Source organism: Pseudarthrobacter sp. NIBRBAC000502772, assembly GCF_006517235.1.
GTDB lineage: Bacteria > Actinomycetota > Actinomycetes > Actinomycetales > Micrococcaceae > Arthrobacter.
The window spans coordinates 646,457-666,421 of sequence record NZ_CP041188.1; the positions used below are offsets into that span (position 1 = coordinate 646,457).

14 protein-coding genes and 2 pseudogenes are annotated in these 19,965 nt (G+C 63.9%); 3 read left to right on the forward strand and 13 right to left on the reverse strand.

The window, feature by feature from the left end:
* Positions 1–63 precede the first annotated feature (63 nt).
* Together NIBR502772_RS03020 and NIBR502772_RS03025 are read left to right on the forward strand one after the other, a co-directional pair.
* On the forward strand, positions 64–1,617 hold the full coding sequence (locus NIBR502772_RS03020; RefSeq protein WP_141139019.1) for a PucR family transcriptional regulator: 1,554 nt from the start codon (positions 64–66) through the stop codon (positions 1,615–1,617).
* A gap of 8 nt (positions 1,618–1,625) precedes the next feature.
* Positions 1,626–1,807 (forward strand): annotated as a pseudogene (locus tag NIBR502772_RS03025) (GntR family transcriptional regulator); the annotation flags it as partial.
* Between the two features lie 309 nt (positions 1,808–2,116).
* On the opposite strand, the gene NIBR502772_RS03030 reads toward NIBR502772_RS03025, so the two are convergent.
* The 4 genes from NIBR502772_RS03030 to NIBR502772_RS03045 all read right to left on the reverse strand — a co-directional run bounded on the left by NIBR502772_RS03030 (position 2,117) and on the right by NIBR502772_RS03045 (position 8,401).
* Positions 2,117–4,171 (reverse strand): BCCT family transporter, encoded by a 2,055-nt coding sequence (locus NIBR502772_RS03030; protein ID WP_141139020.1) that lies wholly within the window; start codon positions 4,169–4,171, stop codon positions 2,117–2,119.
* Positions 4,172–4,362: 191 nt separating this feature from the next.
* On the reverse strand, positions 4,363–5,580 hold the full coding sequence (gene fdhA, locus NIBR502772_RS03035) for a formaldehyde dehydrogenase, glutathione-independent (RefSeq protein ID WP_141139021.1): 1,218 nt from the start codon (positions 5,578–5,580) through the stop codon (positions 4,363–4,365).
* Between the two features lie 107 nt (positions 5,581–5,687).
* The gene (locus NIBR502772_RS03040; protein ID WP_141139022.1) at positions 5,688–7,103 is read right to left on the reverse strand and encodes a ferredoxin reductase; all 1,416 of its coding nucleotides are present in this window, start codon (positions 7,101–7,103) and stop codon (positions 5,688–5,690) included.
* Positions 7,100–8,401 carry an SRPBCC family protein gene (locus tag NIBR502772_RS03045; RefSeq protein ID WP_141139023.1) on the reverse strand — a complete coding sequence of 434 codons (1,302 nt, stop codon included), beginning with the start codon at positions 8,399–8,401 and terminating at the stop codon, positions 7,100–7,102. Before NIBR502772_RS03045 ends, NIBR502772_RS03040 begins: the two co-directional genes overlap by 4 nt.
* A 161-nt stretch (positions 8,402–8,562) precedes the next feature.
* Between NIBR502772_RS03045 and NIBR502772_RS03050 the strand changes: the two genes are divergently transcribed.
* Positions 8,563–9,495 (forward strand): LysR family transcriptional regulator, encoded by a 933-nt coding sequence (locus NIBR502772_RS03050; protein ID WP_141139024.1) that lies wholly within the window; start codon positions 8,563–8,565, stop codon positions 9,493–9,495.
* A 398-nt stretch (positions 9,496–9,893) separates the two neighbouring features.
* On the opposite strand, the gene NIBR502772_RS03055 is transcribed toward NIBR502772_RS03050, so the two are convergent.
* From NIBR502772_RS03055 to NIBR502772_RS03090, 9 genes and pseudogenes are all read right to left on the reverse strand, one after another.
* The gene (locus tag NIBR502772_RS03055) at positions 9,894–11,867 is read right to left on the reverse strand and encodes a BCCT family transporter (protein WP_141139025.1); all 1,974 of its coding nucleotides are present in this window, start codon (positions 11,865–11,867) and stop codon (positions 9,894–9,896) included.
* Positions 11,868–11,923: 56 nt separating this feature from the next.
* Positions 11,924–12,049: a hypothetical protein gene (locus NIBR502772_RS22915; protein WP_256370769.1), complete on the reverse strand. Its 126-nt coding sequence runs from the start codon at positions 12,047–12,049 to the stop codon at positions 11,924–11,926.
* Positions 12,050–12,418: 369 nt separating this feature from the next.
* A complete protein-coding gene (locus tag NIBR502772_RS03060; protein WP_141141904.1) occupies positions 12,419–13,219 on the reverse strand; it encodes an IclR family transcriptional regulator in 801 nt (266 codons plus the stop codon).
* Between the two features lie 217 nt (positions 13,220–13,436).
* Positions 13,437–13,595 (reverse strand): annotated as a pseudogene (locus tag NIBR502772_RS03065) (molybdenum cofactor biosynthesis protein MoaE); the annotation flags it as partial.
* A 22-nt stretch (positions 13,596–13,617) separates the two neighbouring features.
* Positions 13,618–14,499, reverse strand: coding sequence for a formate dehydrogenase accessory sulfurtransferase FdhD (gene fdhD / locus NIBR502772_RS03070; RefSeq protein ID WP_141139026.1), 882 nt, complete (start codon positions 14,497–14,499; stop codon positions 13,618–13,620).
* Positions 14,487–15,803, reverse strand: a complete 1,317-nt coding sequence (locus NIBR502772_RS03075) for a molybdopterin molybdotransferase MoeA (protein ID WP_371706758.1) — start codon at positions 15,801–15,803, stop codon at positions 14,487–14,489. The genes fdhD and NIBR502772_RS03075 overlap by 13 nt, the downstream gene beginning before the upstream one ends.
* 203 nt (positions 15,804–16,006) lie before the next feature.
* Positions 16,007–16,609, reverse strand: coding sequence for a GTP cyclohydrolase I FolE (gene folE / locus NIBR502772_RS03080; protein ID WP_246848674.1), 603 nt, complete (start codon positions 16,607–16,609; stop codon positions 16,007–16,009).
* Positions 16,606–18,933 (reverse strand): FdhF/YdeP family oxidoreductase, encoded by a 2,328-nt coding sequence (locus NIBR502772_RS03085; RefSeq protein ID WP_141139027.1) that lies wholly within the window; start codon positions 18,931–18,933, stop codon positions 16,606–16,608. Before NIBR502772_RS03085 ends, folE begins: the two co-directional genes overlap by 4 nt.
* 12 nt (positions 18,934–18,945) lie before the next feature.
* Positions 18,946–19,821, reverse strand: coding sequence for a methylenetetrahydrofolate reductase (locus NIBR502772_RS03090; RefSeq protein WP_141139028.1), 876 nt, complete (start codon positions 19,819–19,821; stop codon positions 18,946–18,948).
* Positions 19,822–19,965: the final 144 nt, after the last annotated feature.

The following is a 19,965-nucleotide window of genomic DNA, read 5'->3' on the forward strand; positions in this document are numbered from 1 at the left end:
CCCAGACCACATGCACCACATACAATGTGTCTTGAAGTTTATGAGAAGACGCGACGGAGTGTCATGCCAATACGCCTGCAGGATGTTTTGAAACATTCCACCCTCACGCCCGCGGATCCGGTGATCCGCGCAGCGGCGGCCGTTGCGGCCCAGACGCAGCTGCGCTGGATTCACTCCAGTGAGGTTTTGGATATTGCCCCGCTGCTTGGCGGCGGTGAACTGTTGCTGACCGGCGGCCAGGCTCTTGCTTTGGCAACGGACAAACGTCGCGCGGACTACATCTGGGAGCTGGCAGAACGCGGCGTGGCCGCGCTGGCCATAGAGACTGGCACGGAGCTGGCCTCGATACCGTCGTCGATGGTGGCAGCAGCTGAAGCGGCCGGCCTTCCGCTGATAGAGCTTCGCAAGGTGGTGCCCTTTGTAGGCGTGATGGAAGCCATCAACTCACTCCTGGTGAGCGAATCTGCTGCCCAGCTGCAGGAGGCTGACCGGGCCAGTCACGCGATGGCGGTGGAGTTGGCCCACGGCGGCAGCCTTAACCGGATCCTGGCTGTCCTGGCGGACGCTACCGGCGCGGAAGTTGTCCTGACGTCCACCGCGGGCGCCCCGCTGGCCAGTGCACTGCCGGCTGATCATACGGGGGAGCCGGAGCCCGAAGAATCCAGCGACGCGCCGGACCGTGCCCGGACCATCCAGATTGACGTGTCCGTGCGTGGCATCCCTTCAGCCCGCCTCAGCCTTCATGCCCTGGCGGGAGCGGACGTGAACCTGGCGAGGATCGCGGGGAACCGCTCGGTGGACATTCTGGCGTTGGCCCTGCTGCAGCGCATGCCCCCCGGCCTGAAGGAGATGGCGGGTGCGGCGCTGATCCGCGCCGTCGATTCCGGAACTCAAAACTGGCGTCTCCAGCAGCTCGCTCCTGCGGCCGGGATCCCGTTGTCCGCGCAGCTGGTGGCTGTTGTGGTTCGTTCCCCCGGCTCGCGGCAACCCCGGATGGCTGTGGAGCACCTGCTGGAGCGGGTGGGGCATCACAGTGCAAGCTACGCCGACAACGCGGAACTCTTGGCGCTGGCCGTGCTCCGCCCCGGGAAGACGCAGGAAGACCGGGACGCAATTCTGGCCGGACTGCAGTCGCTGGCGTTGCCGGAGGGAACTGTCAGCGCCGTCGGTCCGGTGGCCACCGGAATCTCCGCCGCGCCATGGTCCCTGACGGAAGCCCGGCTGACGCTGGACCTTGCCGCCGGCGCCGAGCCGGTCAAGGCCGCGCCGCTCAGAGCCGGGCCGGGACAGTCCGGAGTGGTCCTCGACGCCGACGCTTTCGCGGTGGAGCGGCTCGCTTTCCATACGCTGGATGAAACCCAGCGCACGGACTATGTCAGCCAGCAGCTCGGTGCCCTCGTCGTCCACGATGCCCAACGAAATTCCGCGCTGGTTGAGACGCTGCGGGTCTGGCTGGATTCCGGCTGCAACACGGCGCAGGCTGCGCGTGAGCTGCACCTGGAGCGGCAGTCGATGCATCAGCGGCTGCAGCGGATCTTCTCACTCTGCGGCGGCGATCCCCGCGGAACGGGCCGTTTGGCAGCGCTGCACCTGGCCACCCGGCTGGCAGCGCTGTAGCCCAGCAGGTGGAGGATGCGGTCCTCTCCCAGGCCGAGGCTGCCTACCGGCAGCTGCGCGACAAGCTGATCATGTTGGAGATCCGGCCCGGCGAGCCCATCAACGACGGGCAGCTCGCGGCTGAGCTTGGCTTTGGCGCACCCCTGTTCGGGAGGCGATCAAGCGGCTGGAAGCGGACCACCTGGTGATCCCGCCGCGGGACGCCGCCGCCGTCAGCGGGTGCGTGGTTCGCTGTCGACGTAGGAGCCCGGGCGGTTTTCGGTGTGGTGTTGGCAGTTGCAGCTGCTGTCCAGTTGTAGTTGGACGGTTACTGGGTTTGTTGATTCGAGTTGGATTTCCAGGGGTTCTGTTCCGTTTCTGCTGAGGCGGAGGGTTGGTTTTTGATCGTGGTGGTTGTGCATGGGGTGGCCTTTGCTGCTGGGTGGGGGTGTGGGTGTGCCCCGGTGGCACGGGTTGGTTGGCCGCGTGCTACCGGGGCGGGTTGTTTCTGGGGGTGGGTTTAGGTGTTGTCCCGGTCTGTCTGTCGGGCCTGGATGGTGGGGATGCTGCCTGTGTGGGTGCCGCCTTGGTGGGAGTCCGGGTCCGGGCAGGAATCGGCGCAGTCGTGCTTTGTCACGAGGTCGAATTGAATGCCGCCGTGTTGTTCCACGCCGGTTCTGATGGCCCGTTCGACGACGGATGTGGCCAGGCGCCGTCGGAGGGAGAGAGGATCGCGGCGCAGGTCCTTGGCGAGGGCAAAGCAGAGCAGGAGCATGACGACGATGAACGGCAGGGCTGCGACGATGGTGATGCGTTGCAGGCCGGCCAGGGCTTCGGAGGGTTCGTCGCCGCCGGCCAGCAGCATGACTGCTGCCACGGCGCCGGTGAGGCTGCCCCAGAAGATGACGACTCCGCGGCGGGGGTGCTCGGCGCCGTTGGAGCTGAGTGATCCCATCACGATGGAGGCGGCATCGGCGCCGGTGACGAAGAAGATCGCGACCAGGACCATGGCCAGCACGATGACGCCGGCGGTGAGCCAGCCCGGCATGCCAAGGTTTTTGACGAGGTCGAAGAGTGCGCCGTCGAAGTTGACGGAGGATACGCCGTCGGCCGTTGTTACCAGCCCGGGCGTGCCTGCCTTATCGGCTTCCTGCTGGACATGGAAGGCGGCTCCGCCGAAGATGCCGAACCAGATGACGCTGACGACGCTGGGGACCAGCAGCACGCCGGTGACGAACTGGCGGATGGTGCGGCCGCGGCTGATGCGGGCAATGAACATGCCGACGAAGGGCGTCCAGGAGATCCACCAGGCCCAGTAGAAGATGGTCCAGCTGGTCATCCAGCTTCGGAGGGCTTCATCGCCGACTGCTTCGGTCCGGGACGACATCTCGGCCAGGTCGCGGGCGTAGTCGCCGACGGCGGACGGGATCAGGTTGAGGATGAACAGGGTCGGACCGGCGATGAAGACGATGAGTGCGAGGACGACGGCCAGGACCATGTTGATGTTGGAGAGCCACTGGATGCCGCGGCTGATGCCGGAGACGGCCGAAGCGACGAAGCAGAAGGTCAGGACGGCGACGATCCCCACAAGCACGGGAGTGCCGACTTCGCCGAACCAGCCGTTGGAGGTCATGCCGCTGCCGATCTGCAGGGCGCCGAGGCCCAGGGAAGCGGCGGTGCCAAAGAGGGTGGCGAAAATGGCCAGGATGTTGATGAACTTCCCGAGCGGGCCTTCCACCATCCTCATGCCGAAAAGTGAGGTGAAGGCTGCGGAGACCAGTTGCCGGCGGCCGAGGCGGTAGGTGCCGTATGCCATGGCGATGCCGACCACTGCGTACATGGCCCAGGGGTGCAGTGTCCAGTGGAAGATCGAGGTGGCCATGGCCGTCTGGATCGCTGCGGGGGTGCGGCCGTCCACGGTTCCGGGCGGGGGAGAGATGTAGTGGTAGAGCGGTTCGGCTACACCGTAGAACATCAGTCCGATGCCCATGCCGGCGGCGAACATCATCGCGACCCAGGAGACGGTACGGAATTCGGGTTTCTCGCCGTCTTTGCCCAGCGGGATATTGCCGAACTTGCCCAGGGCCAGCCACAGGACGAACACGACGAACAGGGACGCCAGGACCATAAAGAGCCAGCCGGTGTATTCCATGACCCAATTCAGGGCAACCGTGGAGGACGAGGCGAGGCTGTCCCGGCCCACGAAGCCCCAGATCACGAAGGCGATGGCGATGGCGCCGGTGATCCCGAAGGTGACTTTGTCGAGGGTGAGTGAGTGGTTCCGGCGCAGGGAGACGGCCTGCTCGGTCTTGGCAGTACGAAGCTCTTCGAGGATCTGTTCGTACTCTTCAACGTCCGGCAGTGGTTCTGCGGCGCCGTCCTCCGGATCGAGGACAGCAGGGTTGGTGTTTTCTCCCGCGGGGACACCAATGACTGTTTTGGTGTTTCGCGTACTTTCGGGGTTTTCGTTGGGGGGAATTGCTGCCAAAGCGTTGTCGGCAGTCAACTCTTCGGGGGTTGAGGGTTTTAAGCCACGGCTTATAGCCATGAGCGAATCCTTTGCTCGGCGGATCATGGGCTTTGCGGATAAGACATGGCCTTGAGGGGTGAGCCCGGGGGAACGTTGGGGGCTTCCTCCGATTCAAGGCCTTGTCCATGGGGCACCTCTTTGGGGTCAGGGATCAGTTTGCTTAGGTAAGGCCGGACGCCTCCGATCGTTCGGTACGGATCAACGCATTCCCCCGGACTAGTTGAGATTTCCTCGGACTAGTTGAGGTAGCCGTTCGGGTTCAGGACATACTTCGTGGCCGCTCCGGCATCGAATTCTGCGTAACCCCGCGGGGCATCCTCGAGCGAAATGGCCGTGGCGTTGACCGCCTTGGCGATCTGGATCCTGTCATGCAGGATCGCCATCATGAGTTGCCGGTTGTACTTCATCACCGGGCACTGGCCGGTCGCGAAGGAGAGCGACTTCGCCCAGCCGGTGCCCAGGGACAGGGACAGGCTGCCCTTCTGGGCCGCCTCGTCCGCGGCACCCGGATCCCCGGTGACATAAAGGCCGGGAATGCCCAGGGAACCGCCGGCGGCGGTGAGGTCCATCAGGGAATTGAGCACGGCGGCCGGCGCCTCCTGGGCCCCGGCACCGTGTCCGTGTCCGCGGGCCTCGAAACCGACCGCGTCGATACCGGCATCGACCTCCCGGACGCCGAGAAGCTGCTCGATCTGGTCAGCCGGATCGCCGTTGGCCACATTGACGGTTTCGCAGCCAAAGGATCGGGCCTGGGCCAGGCGGTCCTCATTGAGGTCCCCCACGATGACCACCGCGGCCCCCAGCAGTTGCGCGCTGGCCGCCGCGGCAAGCCCCACGGGACCGGCCCCGGCAACATAGACGGTGGATCCGACGCCGACACCTGCCGTAACGGCCCCGTGGAATCCGGTCGGGAGGATGTCCGAGAGCATGGTCAGGTCCATGATCTTCTCCAGGGCCTGGTCGCGATCAGGGAACCGCAACAGGTTCCAGTCCGCGTAGGGGACCAGGACGAACTCCGCCTGCCCGCCGACCCATCCGCCCATGTCAACATAGCCGTAGGCGGACCCGGGACGGTCCGGGTTCACGTTCAGGCAGATCCCGGTCTTGCCCTCCTTGCAGTTCCGGCAGCGCCCGCAGGAGATATTGAAGGGGACCGAGACGATGTCCCCGACCTTGATGAACTCCACGTCGGGCCCGGTCTCGATGACTTCCCCGGTGATCTCGTGCCCCAGGACGAGGCCGGCCGGGGCGGTCGTGCGGCCACGAACCATGTGCTGGTCCGAGCCGCAGATGTTGGTGCTTACGGTGCGCAGGATGACCCCGTGCGGGACCTTCCGGCCGACATTGACGGGATTGACGCCGGGCCCGGCCTGCAGTTCAAAGGTCGGAAACGGGGTATCGATGATTTCCACGATCCCCGGCGCCTTGTATGCAACGGCTTTGTTACCTGACATTGAATGGCTCCTATGGGTTGGCGATCGAACCCTCACGGTGATGCTGGTCGCATCAGGCTGTCTGTGAGGTAGTTGTTGTCAGTCTTGGTGAAGCAAGCTGGAAGCGGCTAGGCGTCGATCACCAAATCGGTGCGCGCTGTGGAGCAGCAGGGCAGGAACTTGCCTGCATCGATTTCCCGTGCCCGGATCCCGCCCTGGTGGTTCATCTCGACGTCCCCGGAAAGCTTGACGACCTTGCAGGAGCCACACATGCCCTCCTTGCAGTTAGCGCCGATCCTGACGCCCGCACGCTGGGCCGCCCCGAGGATGTGCTCGGTGGGGTCGATGCGCACATTGATGCCGGTGCGCATGAAGGACAGCGTGAGGCTTCCCGTTCCCACGGTGTCGAAGCTCGAGGCATCAGGGGAGTCGGCCTCCGGCGCCATGCCGGAACCGCCGTCGGGGGCCTCGGTAGGGGGCGCGTCCGGGTCGACGGTTTCCAGCGGCAGCCCCGTGGCCTTCAGGGTTCCCTCGGCGTCGTAGCCTGGCTCGTAGAGCCCGAACGCGGTGGGCTGGCTTTCGTAGTAGTCCTCGGCGGAGTCAGCGATTTCCTCGGCGATTTCCTCAGCAATGTCCACGGCAAACGCGAGCTCCGCCTGGTATTCAAGGAGCGTCTGGCGATCTCCCGAGAAGAATTCCATGTAGATGGAGGTGTCGTCGACGCCAACCTTCCCCAGGAGCTCGGTGGCGGTGTTCAGGTAACCCTCGGGGCCGCAGGCATAGACCTGGCGGCCGTTGGCATCGGGGGCCACCTCGTCCAGCATGGCTGCCGTCAGTCTTCCGCTGAGCCCTTCCCACCCCTCGGGTCTGTTGCGGTCGCCGAGGGAGTAGAAGACCTTGATGCGCGAGTCCACGGAGGCGATGTAGGCCAGCTCCTTGTGGAAGGCAAAGCCTCCGGCCTCCGCTCCGTGGTAGAGCACCACAACATCGGCATGTCCGGGCAGGGAGTGGATGGTCCGCACCATGGACATGATGGGGGTGATGCCTGCGCCGGCGGCCAGCAAGAGATACCGCGCCCGCCGGTCGGCATCCGGCAAGTGGAACGCGCCGACCGGCCCGAGCATCTCGAGCACAGTGCCGGGTTTGACATTCTCGTGCACCCACGGTGAAACCAGTCCTGTGGGGTCGCGTTTGACACTGATGTTGAAGGTCCAAGGCTCAGTCGGGGAACTGGACAGCGAATAGCTGCGGTCCACCGGATCCTGGCCCTCGCCATTCACCGGAAAAGCGATGTTCACATACTGGCCCGCACGGAACGCCAGGGGCGCACCGTCGCAGCGGCGGAACACGAAGGTCATTAAGCCGCCCGCCTCGGGAACGGTCTCCACACATTCGGCCATGAACTCCTGTGGATGCCAGGGGCCCAGTGCACGGGCAGCACGGGCGGGTGCCTCGGTGCTGCCCATGACCCTGTTCCACGGCATCTCAAGACCGCGAATGCGCTGTGGCTCCCGGATGGCCGTCTCGGTGAGGAGTTCAATCATGCCAAGTGCTCCTGCACACGCTGCACGTACCAGTTGATGAACGCCTCCACCTGGTACTCGCTCTTCATGTACGGGCCGGGCTCGTAGGCCGGGCTTCCGGCACCCTGCTGGCACAACTCCACGAACGCCTTGTCCTGCAGGTTTGTCTGCTTCCAGGTGTAGGTGAGCTTCTCAAGGTCGTAGTCGACGCCTTCCTCGGCGTCGTCGGCCACCAGCCAGGTGGTGCGTACCAGGGTCTGGTGTTCGTTGACGGGGAAGACGCCGAACGTGATGACGTGGTCGCTCTGGAAGTGGAACCAGCTGTTGGGCTGCAGGTGCATCGAGCAGCGGCCAAGGCGGAAGTCCGGCAAGTCGCCGAGCAGCTTCTTGGAGAGCCTGCGCCCGTCGGGCGAGAACGATTCGCCCTCTCCGTCGAGCGATTCACGTGAGATGCGGATTCCTGCGATGCGTGTGTCGAGCTCCTCGACCACCTCGTAGGGAAGGCCGTAGCGGCGGCAACGCTCCTCGAGCGAGGACTGGGCTTCCTTGTTGCGGTCCCACACTTCTTCGAGATGGGCCGGGATCAGGCCCTCCGTCAGTCCCCAGGTGGGAAAGAGGGAACAGGCGAGCTCCGGGTGTCCGTCGCAGTGGTAGCACTCACGGTTGTTCTCCATGACGAGCTTCCAGTTGCCCTCCTCGATGATGTTCTGCTGGTAGGCGATTTTCGTCTTCGACAGATCGTGGGGCGCGAGGTATGGCTCGAAGATCTTTGAGGTTTCGTCGAAGTCGGTTGGCGGTTCGTCCGCAATGCAGACGAAGATGAGTCCGGCCACCTCGCGGCTGTGGGCACGCTTGAGGCCGAAGCAGCCCTTGTCGAACTTCGTCTCCCCCGGTGCCGAGGCGTGGATCAGATTACCTTCTGGAGAGTATGTCCAGGAGTGGTAGCCGCAGACCAGGTTTCCTGTTGACCCCGCGGCTTCTGTGAGGACGCGGGCGCCGCGGTGGCGGCACACGTTGTGCAGGACGTTAACGCCGCCGTCGTCGTTGCGCAGGACGATCAGGGAGTAGGGCCCGTAGTCGACGGTGATGTAGTCACCCGGCTCCGGCAGTTCGGCGATGCTGCCGGCAAAGATCCAGTGCTGGCCAAAGATGGCCTTCATGTCGATGCTGAAGATCGTCGGGTCGGTGTAGAAGGGGGCATCGAGGGAATATCCCGTGCGCCGGAACTCGAACAACTCGCTGATTTCCGCCAGCTGCTCTGCAGGCAAGGATGAAGCGAGTTTTCCGCGTGAGTTGAGGGGCAAGACTGGAGCAGACATGTGTTTCCTCCCGGGAGGCGTGGGTAAGTGTGTGATTCGTGGGACCACGGCTGCGTGGGGGTGCGAGCGGCGTTGTCGAAAACCTTGTAATCATGAGATTAGAGATCATTGATCCGCAACAAAAGCGCAAGATTTGGAAGATATCCGTGCACAATAGGTGCATGATCGATGCGAGGCTCATCACACTTCGGGTGCTTGCCCGGTGCGGCACCATTGGCGCAACCGCGGAGCTCACGGGGTATTCTCCCTCCGCCGTCTCCGCGCAATTGCGGGAGCTCCAGCGTGTGCTTGGAATGCAGCTGCTGACGAAGGACGGCCGGGGCGTGCGGCTGACCGCCACGGGCCGCTTTCTCGTGGCCGGCTCGGACACCCTCATTGCCGAATGGGAGCGCCTGCGCGCAGCAGCCATGGAGGCCGGCGACCAGGTGCAGTCCCGTTTTGGCCTGGGCGGTTTCTCCACGGCGGCCGCACAGTTGCTCGCGCCGCTGGCCGCCACCCTGCGCTCGACACGCCCACTGCTTGAGGTGCAGGTACTCGAGGCCAACCCGGCCCGCTGCTTCGATTTGTTGGTTGCCGAGCGAATCGACCTCGCGGTCATTGTTGCCATGCAGTCCGACACCTATGTTGAGGACGATCCTCGCTTCGAACAGACCGTTCTGCTCGACGATCCCCTGGACGTGATCATTCCCGCTGACCATCCGTTGGCATCGCGGGAAACTGTGACGCTCGAAGAGCTCGCGTCGGAACCATGGATCACCGAAGCCGCCGGTTCCACCTACCACTCCCTCTTCACGGCAGCCTTCACGGCAGTCGGGGTGACACCGCGCATTGCCCATGAGGCCGTTGAATGGGAAACCCAAATCGCCTTCGTGGGTGCGGGGCTGGGTGTGGGCCTGCTGCCGCGACTGGCACCCTTGCATAGCGCCGAAAACGTGGTTCGACTGCGCATCAGTGGCAAAGGGAAGCCATCGCGCCGCATCGTCGCTGCGGTGCGCAGGGGCAGCATCGCATCGCCCCTGATCCAGGAGTCGCTCGGTATCCTGCAGGTCAGCGCCAATCGGATCCTCGCCGCCCGACCCGAAGACGATCTCTAAAATCGCCTGGCCGCTATTCGTTGACGGCGGGCGAGCAGGTCTAAAAGGTGGCGACACGAGCGCGGCAGGCGTTCTACGCCGTACTAGGCGGGCCGCGGCACTGGATGGAGCCAGAGCGTGCCCTAAGCGGCCCACGAAAGGGCCGTTTGCGGGCTGTAACCACGCCCGGCGTCCGTCGGCTGCACGGCTTCACCTACTGCAATCAACACAGCTCTGGCTTATGTTCTGCTCGCGGTCGTCCTGGCGATTCTGAGGGTCGATATTCGTGAGCTCGTCGGTCCGGTCACGCTGGTGCCGTGTGGTGGTTGCTGTTGGCGTTAGCGGGGGTGTGGGTGTGCCCCGGTGGCACGGGTTGGTTGGCCGCGTGCTACCGGGGCGGGTTGTTTCTGGGGGTGGGTTTAGGTGTTGTCCCGGTCTGTCTGTCGGGCCTGGATGGTGGGGATGCTGCCTGTGTGGGTGCCGCCTTGGTGGGAGTCCGGGTCCGGGCAGGAATCGGCGCAGTCGTGCTTTGTCACGAGGTCGAATTGAATGCCGCCGTGTTGTTCCACGCCGGTTCTGATGGCCCGTTCGACGACGGATGTGGCCAGGCGCCGTCGGAGGGAGAGAGGATCGCGGCGCAGGTCCTTGGCGAGGGCAAAGCAGAGCAGGAGCATGACGACGATGAACGGCAGGGCTGCGACGATGGTGATGCGTTGCAGGCCGGCCAGGGCTTCGGAGGGTTCGTCGCCGCCGGCCAGCAGCATGACTGCTGCCACGGCGCCGGTGAGGCTGCCCCAGAAGATGACGACTCCGCGGCGGGGGTGCTCGGCGCCGTTGGAGCTGAGTGATCCCATCACGATGGAGGCGGCATCGGCGCCGGTGACGAAGAAGATCGCGACCAGGACCATGGCCAGCACGATGACGCCGGCGGTGAGCCAGCCCGGCATGCCAAGGTTTTTGACGAGGTCGAAGAGTGCGCCGTCGAAGTTGACGGAGGATACGCCGTCGGCCGTTGTTACCAGCCCGGGCGTGCCTGCCTTATCGGCTTCCTGCTGGACATGGAAGGCGGCTCCGCCGAAGATGCCGAACCAGATGACGCTGACGACGCTGGGGACCAGCAGCACGCCGGTGACGAACTGGCGGATGGTGCGGCCGCGGCTGATGCGGGCAATGAACATGCCGACGAAGGGCGTCCAGGAGATCCACCAGGCCCAGTAGAAGATGGTCCAGCTGGTCATCCAGCTTCGGAGGGCTTCATCGCCGACTGCTTCGGTCCGGGACGACATCTCGGCCAGGTCGCGGGCGTAGTCGCCGACGGCGGACGGGATCAGGTTGAGGATGAACAGGGTCGGACCGGCGATGAAGACGATGAGTGCGAGGACGACGGCCAGGACCATGTTGATGTTGGAGAGCCACTGGATGCCGCGGCTGATGCCGGAGACGGCCGAAGCGACGAAGCAGAAGGTCAGGACGGCGACGATCCCCACAAGCACGGGAGTGCCGACTTCGCCGAACCAGCCGTTGGAGGTCATGCCGCTGCCGATCTGCAGGGCGCCGAGGCCCAGGGAAGCGGCGGTGCCAAAGAGGGTGGCGAAAATGGCCAGGATGTTGATGAACTTCCCGAGCGGGCCTTCCACCATCCTCATGCCGAAAAGTGAGGTGAAGGCTGCGGAGACCAGTTGCCGGCGGCCGAGGCGGTAGGTGCCGTATGCCATGGCGATGCCGACCACTGCGTACATGGCCCAGGGGTGCAGTGTCCAGTGGAAGATCGAGGTGGCCATGGCCGTCTGGATCGCTGCGGGGGTGCGGCCGTCCACGGTTCCGGGCGGGGGAGAGATGTAGTGGTAGAGCGGTTCGGCTACGCCGTAGAACATCAGTCCGATGCCCATGCCGGCGGCGAACATCATCGCGACCCAGGAGACGGTACGGAATTCGGGTTTCTCGCCGTCTTTGCCCAGCGGGATATTGCCGAACTTGCCCAGGGCCAGCCACAGGACGAACACGACGAACAGGGACGCCAGGACCATAAAGAGCCAGCCGGTGTATTCCATGACCCAATTCAGGGCAACCGTGGAGGACGAGGCGAGGCTGTCCCGGCCCACGAAGCCCCAGATCACGAAGGCGATGGCGATGGCGCCGGTGATCCCGAAGGTGACTTTGTCGAGGGTGAGTGAGTGGTTCCGGCGCAGGGAGACGGCCTGCTCGGTCTTGGCAGTACGAAGCTCTTCGAGGATCTGTTCGTACTCTTCAACGTCCGGCAGTGGTTCTGCGGCGCCGTCCTCCGGATCGAGGACAGCAGGATTGGCGTCTACGTTGCGGGGAAATGCTGCCAAATCGTTCACGGCAGGCACCTCCTCGGGTGTGTGGGATTTTAGATCACTATTTAGAGCCATGAACGGTCCTTTGATCGGTGAGGCAGGGGCCTACGGCAAAACATGGCCCTCGGGAATCAGGCCGGAAGGTTGGGGGCCTCGTCCGATTCGATGATCATGTTGTTGCCGTCGACAATTTGCACTTCGTGGTGCCCACCGGCAGTTTGCCGGGGGTGCATCCGGGGCTCCGGTGCATGGGGCACCTTTTTATGTTGAGGGGATTGATTTCGCGCTAAGTGGGTTAAGGCGGGATCGTTCCGCATGGCTCAACTGTGTTCGCAGTAAGCAACAGATTGCGCTCGATAATAAGAGATGTCAAGGGTTGGGACTGATTTGCCGGGAATGTGACACTCAACGGGGGGATGCGTCAAACTGTTGCGTATCACGAGTGTCGTTGCGCATCAAGCGGTTGAAAGGAGAGCTGTGGAGGACCACGTCATCATCCACAGTGTTCCCGATGGCTGCGGACCACACGGTCGTTGAATGCGGTTGGCTCTGTGTGCCAAGCCTTGTGGAAAGCGCAGGGATCCTCGACCCCCACCAGGATTGCTAGGCGGCCCGTCGGGCCGGGCCTACCGGCGCCTGTAGCCCATTTTTGTGCTGATGGTCAGGCCTGCATCCTTGAGGCCGTCAACAAGCCCGGGCTGTTCTTCCGGCGTAAACCGGAAGGCGGGGCCGGAAATACTCACCGCAGCGATGACGTTTCCCAGGTGGTTGTAGATCGGCACTGCAACCGCCGTCAGCCCGATCTCGAACTCCTCGTGAACGACGGCATAGCCATTGCGGGCGACGTCCAGCAGCTGCTTCTCCAGCTCCGAGCGGTTGGTGATGGTACGAGGCGTGCGGGCTGGGAGGCCGATCCTCTTGAAGATCGTGTCCCTTTCGTCGGCAGTCAGGGCAGCGAGCAGCACTTTTCCACTGGACGTGGCGTGCAGCGGTGTCAGGCTGCCCACCCAGTCATACGTGGCCAGCGTTGAGGGTCCCATTGCCTGGTCCACGTTGACCGCAAAATTCGATCGCAGCACGGCCAGGTTGACTGTTTCCTTATATGCCGCTGCGAGGCTCTCGAGGACCTCCCTGGCTTCGTGAACTACGCTCAACCTGCCCGGGATGGACGATGCCAGGCGCAGGATGCCAAATCCCAGCTGGTACTTTCCACGTTCGCTGTTCTGCCGCACCAGCTCGCGCCCGACCAAGGATCCCACAAGCCTCGACACGGTGGACTTGTGTATGCCCATCTCTTCGGCGATTTCACTGACGCCGGCGTCGCCTTCGCGGGCCAGGATGTCCAGGATCTGGAGGGCGCGGTCCACCGATTGGACGCCTCCAGCCTGCGCATCTGCGTCCTTGTCCGGGTCATTGCGTGCGGCCATCATGCCTCGTGTCGTCATCTATGCCGGGTGTGCGAGCCCGGGGGGAGGTTCCAGCCAACCTTCCGGCTCATCTTGATTCATCCTAGACCGACACTGCCGCAAGGCCGTCAATCGGCGTCAGGCGCGGCAACGCAGGACACCGTCGGCACCAACTGACTTCGAGTGCGCTATTTCTCTATTACTTGTGAGGGACGATCAGAAGGAAGTTGTTCGCCTGCGCAGGATCGCCCACCTCCAGCATCCCGACGCGGTGGGCGGCCCAGACGCGAACCGGCTTGTCCGCCTTCCCGGCATGCTCCGCGACCAATTCCGCCACGACGTCGGCCAAGATCTGATGTGCCGTGGGGTGGGCCGAGTAGCTTAACCTGCTGTCAGCGCTGAGCTCGGCGAGGACAACGTCAAAGCCTGGCATAGGTTTCCTCGCGGGCCACCTTCTGCGGACGGCCAAGCCTTTCGCGACCGGCGTAGACGTTCAGGCTGTGTCCCCGGCTGAATCCAACCAGCGTCAGTCCGGTCTCGACGGCGAGGTCGGCGGCCAGGCTCGAGGGGGCGCTCACGGCAGACAGAACGGGAATGCCGGCCATGGCGGCCTTCTGGACAAGTTCGAAAGACGCGCGCCCGGACACCTGGAGGACGGTGCCACTCAGAGGCAGCAGGTTTTGGCGCAGCGCCCATCCCACCACTTTGTCCACAGCGTTATGGCGTCCGACATCCTCCCGGAGACAAAGCAACTCAGGGCGGGCGCCATCTACTTTGAACAGGCCAGCCGCGTGGACGCCGCCCGTCTTGTCGAAGACCGCCTGGGCCTCGCGAAGCCGCTCCGGCAGTTCGGCGAGGACATCCGCGGGAATCTGCAGCGTGTCCTGGGCAGGATCGAAGGGAAGGGTCTTGCGGACGGAGTCGATCGAGTCTGTCCCACAGATGCCGCAGGAGGTTGAGGTGTAGACGTGCCGCATGGTGTCAGGCATGGGTACATCCGGCCTTAGCTGGGCCTCGACTACGTTATATGTCTGTTCTCCCCCGGCATCGCCGGTGCAAAAGCGCAGCGATACCAGCTCGGAGGGGGAACTGATGATGCCTTCCGAGACCAGGAACCCGGCCACCAGGTCAAAATCGTCCCCCGGGGTCCTCATGGTGACAGCGAAGGAGCGGCCGCCGATGCGGATTTCCAGGGGCTCCTCGGCGGCGAGTACGTCTTCCTTGAACCGCACCGGGTATTCGGCGCCGGAACCATCCAGCTGGAAGCGGTGGATCTTGCGGCGCTGTGTCATGCGGGCCATGCGCTGCTCCGTGCTCGGTTGGTGGTGGAAAGGATTGTTTCGTTGGCCTGCGTCCAGGGGAGTGGGAGCACGGAAACCGGCTCGCCGGACTGGACTCCAGCAGGGGGAACGGCCATGACGCCGTCGGCCCAAGCCAGTCCACGCATCATGCCGGGCCCCGTATGCGAGGTGGGGAAGGCAAGCCCCTCGATGAACGTGCAGGGAATCAGTCGCGTACGGCCGGGGCACGGATCAACGTCAGCCGCGGAAGTCACCTGTCCAATGGCGCTCAGGGGCCTGCCGCCGAGTGCCTCCAGCAGCGGTGCACCCATAGTGATGAGAGCCATCATTGCTGCCAGGGGGTTACCGGGCAGCCCGACGACGAAGCGGCCGTCCGGGAGCCTCGCCAGGACTGCCGGGTGGCCCGGCCGCATGGCGATGCCATCCACCAACAGCCGTCCGCCGAGGGCAGCTATGGCGGCGCGAAAATGATCTGTCCCGGAACAGCCGGTTCCGCCGGTGGTTATGGTCAGGTCCGGCATCCGCCCGGGGAACGCGTCAGACCCGCCAATTGCCGCGAGCCACTCGGGGTAGGAATCCCCGATCCGCAGGGAGCCGGCAGGCGTGCCCCCCAGAAGGGAAATGACCGTCCCCAGCTGCGGACCAAAAGTGTCCCGGACATGTCCTGGTTCCGGAACGCCTGACGTGACCACTTCGGAACCGGTCAATACGATGCCGACCATGGGCTTGGCCTGCACATGCAGGTTGTCGTGGCCAGCCACGGCGGCGAGGGCAATGTGGCCCGGGTTCAGTGTTGTGCCGGCGGGGATCAGCACCTCACCTGCAGCAGCTTCCTCGCCCGCGAGACGAATGTGTTGGCCGAGGCCCGGCTCACCTTCCTTTGCGTTGTCAGTGAGCCGCAGGAGAAGGCTGCCGTCGGCATCTTGGTGGATCTGGCCACTTTCCTTGCGGAGTATCGACTGGGAGCCAACAGGTACCAGTCCGCCGGTGGCTATGACGCTGGCACTCCCGGGGCGCAAAAAGGGTTCGTGGCCGGCAAGGATCCATGGACCGTCGCCGTTGATTGCCCAGCCATCCATGGCAGAAGAGTCGTAATGGGGGAGTTCTTGCAGGGCGGAGACGTTGCGGGTAAGCGCGTGGCCTGCTGCCAATGCGAGGGGAACCTCCACGGGCGCGAGTGGAACCGCGCAATCGAAAGCCAGTTGCCGGGCTTCGAGCCAGGTGGGGGAGGGATGTCCGGAAGGTGGCCATGCAGAGCGCAACTCCGAACTGCTGCCGATGGTGGCGGTATCTTGGGCCAGCAAGGGTGCCCCTTTCCTGTAGGTAGTGATGCAATAAAACGCCCTTGCACTATCCGGCAATTGCCGGTGCTGCCCCGTTGCCCGAAAGCGGTGCTTCGGCGAGGGTACCTCCCCAGGTTTCAGGCCACCGAAGCACCATTTACAGGAACGGGACGGTGCATCCTTCGCCAGGACGAAGCTGTCGATGGGATGCCGGGCAAGATTTCTTATCGACCGTGGATGAGACTCAGCGCTTCGGCCCGGGCGGCCGGCAGGCGCAGTTCACCACGGACTGCGGACGTGATGGTCTTTGCCCCGGGCTTGCGGACGCCCCGCATTGACATGCACAGGTGCTCGCACTCGATCACGACAATCGCACCCAGTGGCCGCAGCGATTCGACCAGCGCCTCCACCACCTGGGTGGTGAGCCTCTCCTGGACCTGCGGCCTGCGCGCAAAGACGTCCACCAGCCTGGCAAGCTTGCTGAGGCCGGTTACGAGTCCCTCAGCGGACGGGATGTAGCCCACGTGCGCCACGCCATGGAACGGCACCAGGTGATGTTCGCAGGTGGAATAGAACGGGATGTCCTTAACGATGACCATTTCACCGTGGCCGAGGTCGAAGGTCTTGTCCAGGACTACCAGGGGATCCTCATGGAGCCCGCCGAACATTTCCGCGGCGGCGCGGGCAACGCGGGCCGGCGTGTCCACCAGCCCAGGCCTTTCGGGGTCCTCCCCGATGGCCAGGAGGTATTCGCGGACAGCCCGTTCCACCCTTGGCCCGTCCACACCCTTCGTGACGATTGCTTCCGTCGTCAGGACGGAGCTCACGCTTCGGCCCGCTCAAGCCGCACGATAACGGACTTGGAGGTCGGCGTGCCGCTGGTGTCGGCGACGGAGTCAAGTGGCACGAGGACGTTGGTTTCCGGGTAGTAGGCCGCCGCGCAACCCTTGGGCGTCGAGTATGAAACGATGCGGAAGTTTTCGGCCCGTCGTTCGGTCCCCTGGAATTCGGAGATGAGATGGACCATATCCCCGTCCGTGAACCCCAGCTCAGTAATGTCGTCGGCGTTGATCATGACGACGCGCCGCCCGCCGTGGATGCCGCGGTAGCGGTCGTCCTTGCCGTAGATGGTGGTGTTGTACTGGTCATGGGAGCGCAGGGTCTGAAGGACGAGCCGTCCCGCGGGGACCCTGATGAATTCCAGTTCGTTGCCTGTGAAGTGGGCCTTGCCCGAAGCAGTATCGAACTTCCTGGCGTCCCGGGGCGGGTGGGGCAGGACGAACCCACCAGGGTTCTGGATCCGTTCCTCGAAGTTCTCGAAGCCGCTGAGGACCGCCTCGATGTGTTTCCGGATGATGGAGTAGTCGTCCCTCATGGCCAGCCAGTCGGCTTTGGGGGTATTGGGCAGCGGGAGGTCGTCGCTGCCGGTGAAGATTTTGTGGGCGATGTTGCAGACAATGGCCACTTCAGAGTGCAGGTGCTCACTGGCGGGCTTCAGGCGTCCGCGGGAGGCGTGGACCGCACTCATGGAGTCCTCCACGGTCACCCTCTGGTCGCCGGTGCGCTGGGTGTCCTTCTCGGTGCGTCCCAGCGTCGGAAGAATCAGTGCACGTCGACCCGTCGATACGTGGGAATGGTTCAGTTTCGTGGAGATCTGCACCGTCAGGCGGGTATTGGCCAGCGCCTGTTCCGTGACCTCGGAATCCGGGGCCGCCCGCACGAAGTTGCCGCCCATGCCAATGAAGACGCGGATCTTGCCGTCCCGCATGGCGCGGATGGCGGCCACGGTGTCGAAGCCATGCGCCCTGGGGGAGAGGAATTGGAACTCGTGGTCAAGCCGGTCGTGGAAGCTCTCCGGCATCTTCTCGAAAATGCCCATGGTCCGGTCGCCCTGGACGTTGGAGTGGCCGCGGACGGGGCAGACGCCGGCTCCGGGTTTGCCGATATTGCCTTGCAGAAGCAGGACGTTGACCACGTCGCGGAGGGTGGGAACTGAGTGCTTGTGCTGGGTGAGTCCCATGGCCCAGCAGACGATGGTGGCGCTCGAAGCCAGCAGGCGCTCGCCAGTGGATTTGATCTGTTCCAGTGTCAGTCCGGTGGCTTCGACGATGTCGTCCCATTCCGCCTTTTCGAGGTACCGCAGATATTCGTCGATGCCAACGGTGTGGTCCTTGATGAACTCGTGGTCCAGCACGGTGGGGAGGCCGGGGGTCTTGCGCCCCTGCGCTTCGGCTTCGAGAAGATATTTGCCAAGCCCCTGGAAGAGGGCCTGATCGCCGCCGGCGCGGATTTGGAGGAAGTCGTCGGTCAGTTGTGTGCCCACCACCATGCCGGAAATGTTCTGCGGGTTCTCGAACCGCAGGAGCCCTGCCTCCGGAAGTGGATTCACGGAGATGATGACGGCGCCGTTTTTCTTCGCCTTCTCCAGCGCGCTGAGCATGCGCGGATGGTTGGTGCCGGGATTTTGGCCCGCCACGAAGATCAGCGACGCCGTCTCCAAGTCCGTGAGGCTGACGGAGCCTTTTCCGATGCCGATGGTTTCCACCAGGGCCGAGCCGGAGGATTCGTGGCACATGTTGGAGCAGTCGGGCAGATTGTTCGTCCCGATGCCGCGAACGAGTAGCTGGTAGGCGAAGGCTGCCTCGTTCGATGTCCGCCCGGAGGTGTAGAAGACCGACTGGTCGGGGTGCTCCATGTCCCTGATCTCCTGGGCGATCAGTTCATAAGCGTCGTCCCATTCGATGGGCTCGTAGTGGGTTGCACCTTCCTCGAGGAGCATCGGATGCGTCAGCCGGCCCTGCTGGCCCAGCCAGTAGTCGTCGCGCGTCTTCAGGTCTGAAATGGAGTGTTGTGCGAAGAATTCGGGCGTGACGCGGCGGCGCGTGCCTTCTTCGGCCACTGCCTTGGCGCCGTTCTCGCAGAATTCCGCAGCATTGCGCTTTTCGTGTTCAGGCCAGGCGCAGCCCATGCAGTCAAAGCCGTCAACCTGGTTGACAGCCAGGAGCGTCTGGATGCTGCGCAGCGGGCCCATCTGCTCGAGGGAAATTTTCAACGCGTTCGCTACAGCCGGAATGCCGACGGCCGTCGTTTTGGGCTTCGTCACGGTCAGTTTTGACTCGTCGATGTTCTGCTTGGGGGCTTTGGAAGCCATGTGATCTTCCCTTCAGATCTTGGCAGGAAACAGTGGAATGGAGGTGCTGCCTGGGGCCAGCGAAATGGTCGGCTGCAGTGCCCGCAGATCATCCAGGAGGCCAGGGAGGCGGCCGAGGTCGTTGAAGGTGTAGACATGGAACCCGGCAAAGAGGGGATCGCCCGCCAACTCCTGGTGAACCTCGCGGATCAGGCGTCCGCTGTCGTAGCTCAGGAAGTCGTCCCGCCGCCAGAGCGCTCCCGCCATCCCGGTCCCGCGGGCGAGCTTGAGGGAGCGGCCGACGCCGAGGCGTGCCCCCAGGGACACCAGTTTCCTGACGGAGACAGGACCCGGGACTCCAACCCACACGGGTAGCTGGATGCCGCTCGTGCGGATTGACCGGACGTACCGGCTGATTGCCTCGGCGGAGAAGCACATCTGCGTGACCATGGAGGACGCCAGCGGCGCTTTCGTGAGGAGGCTGCTGCTGAGTTGCTCCTGGCTAAGCTGCGGGTGGCCTTCCGGATAACCGGCAATTCCTATGGAGAAGTCGGGTGAATAGGCGTTGACCGCCTCCAGGAGTTCTCCGCTCCAGCTGTAAGGGCCGGCGGGCGTGCGCCGGTCGCCGGCAACGAGGAACAGCTCCGAGACGCCGGCCTCCTGCAGCTGCAGCAGCAGCGAATGGAGTTCTGCCTCACCTGTGATGCTGCGGGCTGCGAGATGGGGAACTGTGTGGTAACCGAGGCGTGCCAGGTGGACGGACGCCTCTACGGTCCGGGCAGGCCCGTGGTGCGGGAGGCACGTCACGCTGACGGATCCCGTGGTGTCAAGAGCCGCGGCGAGTTGCGTGAGCAGATCGGCGGACGGAACAACTTCCAGCCGTACCCTTGCAACAGCTTCCTTGCTCATTGCTCTCCGTTCTTCGGCATCACCGCAACACTGCCTGCCGGAGCGGTAAATCTCCAACTGGTACCTACCGGAGGGTTGACATTTTTTTGATGGGATATTGATATATCAGTTCTAGGAATACTATGTACAGGAGGCCTTCGCGTC

Coding starts and splice junctions, on each gene's coding strand:
- NIBR502772_RS03020 (WP_141139019.1), top strand. CDS start 64: ATGCCAATACGCCTGCAGGATGTTTTGAAACATTCCACCCTCACGCCC.
- NIBR502772_RS03030 (WP_141139020.1), bottom strand. CDS start 4,171: ATGATCCGCCGAGCAAAGGATTCGCTCATGGCTATAAGCCGTGGCTTA.
- fdhA (WP_141139021.1), bottom strand. CDS start 5,580: ATGTCAGGTAACAAAGCCGTTGCATACAAGGCGCCGGGGATCGTGGAA.
- NIBR502772_RS03040 (WP_141139022.1), bottom strand. CDS start 7,103: ATGATTGAACTCCTCACCGAGACGGCCATCCGGGAGCCACAGCGCATT.
- NIBR502772_RS03045 (WP_141139023.1), bottom strand. CDS start 8,401: ATGTCTGCTCCAGTCTTGCCCCTCAACTCACGCGGAAAACTCGCTTCA.
- NIBR502772_RS03050 (WP_141139024.1), top strand. CDS start 8,563: ATGATCGATGCGAGGCTCATCACACTTCGGGTGCTTGCCCGGTGCGGC.
- NIBR502772_RS03055 (WP_141139025.1), bottom strand. CDS start 11,867: ATGGCTCTAAATAGTGATCTAAAATCCCACACACCCGAGGAGGTGCCT.
- NIBR502772_RS03060 (WP_141141904.1), bottom strand. CDS start 13,219: ATGGCCGCACGCAATGACCCGGACAAGGACGCAGATGCGCAGGCTGGA.
- fdhD (WP_141139026.1), bottom strand. CDS start 14,499: ATGGCCCGCATGACACAGCGCCGCAAGATCCACCGCTTCCAGCTGGAT.
- NIBR502772_RS03085 (WP_141139027.1), bottom strand. CDS start 18,933: ATGGCTTCCAAAGCCCCCAAGCAGAACATCGACGAGTCAAAACTGACC.
- NIBR502772_RS03090 (WP_141139028.1), bottom strand. CDS start 19,821: ATGAGCAAGGAAGCTGTTGCAAGGGTACGGCTGGAAGTTGTTCCGTCC.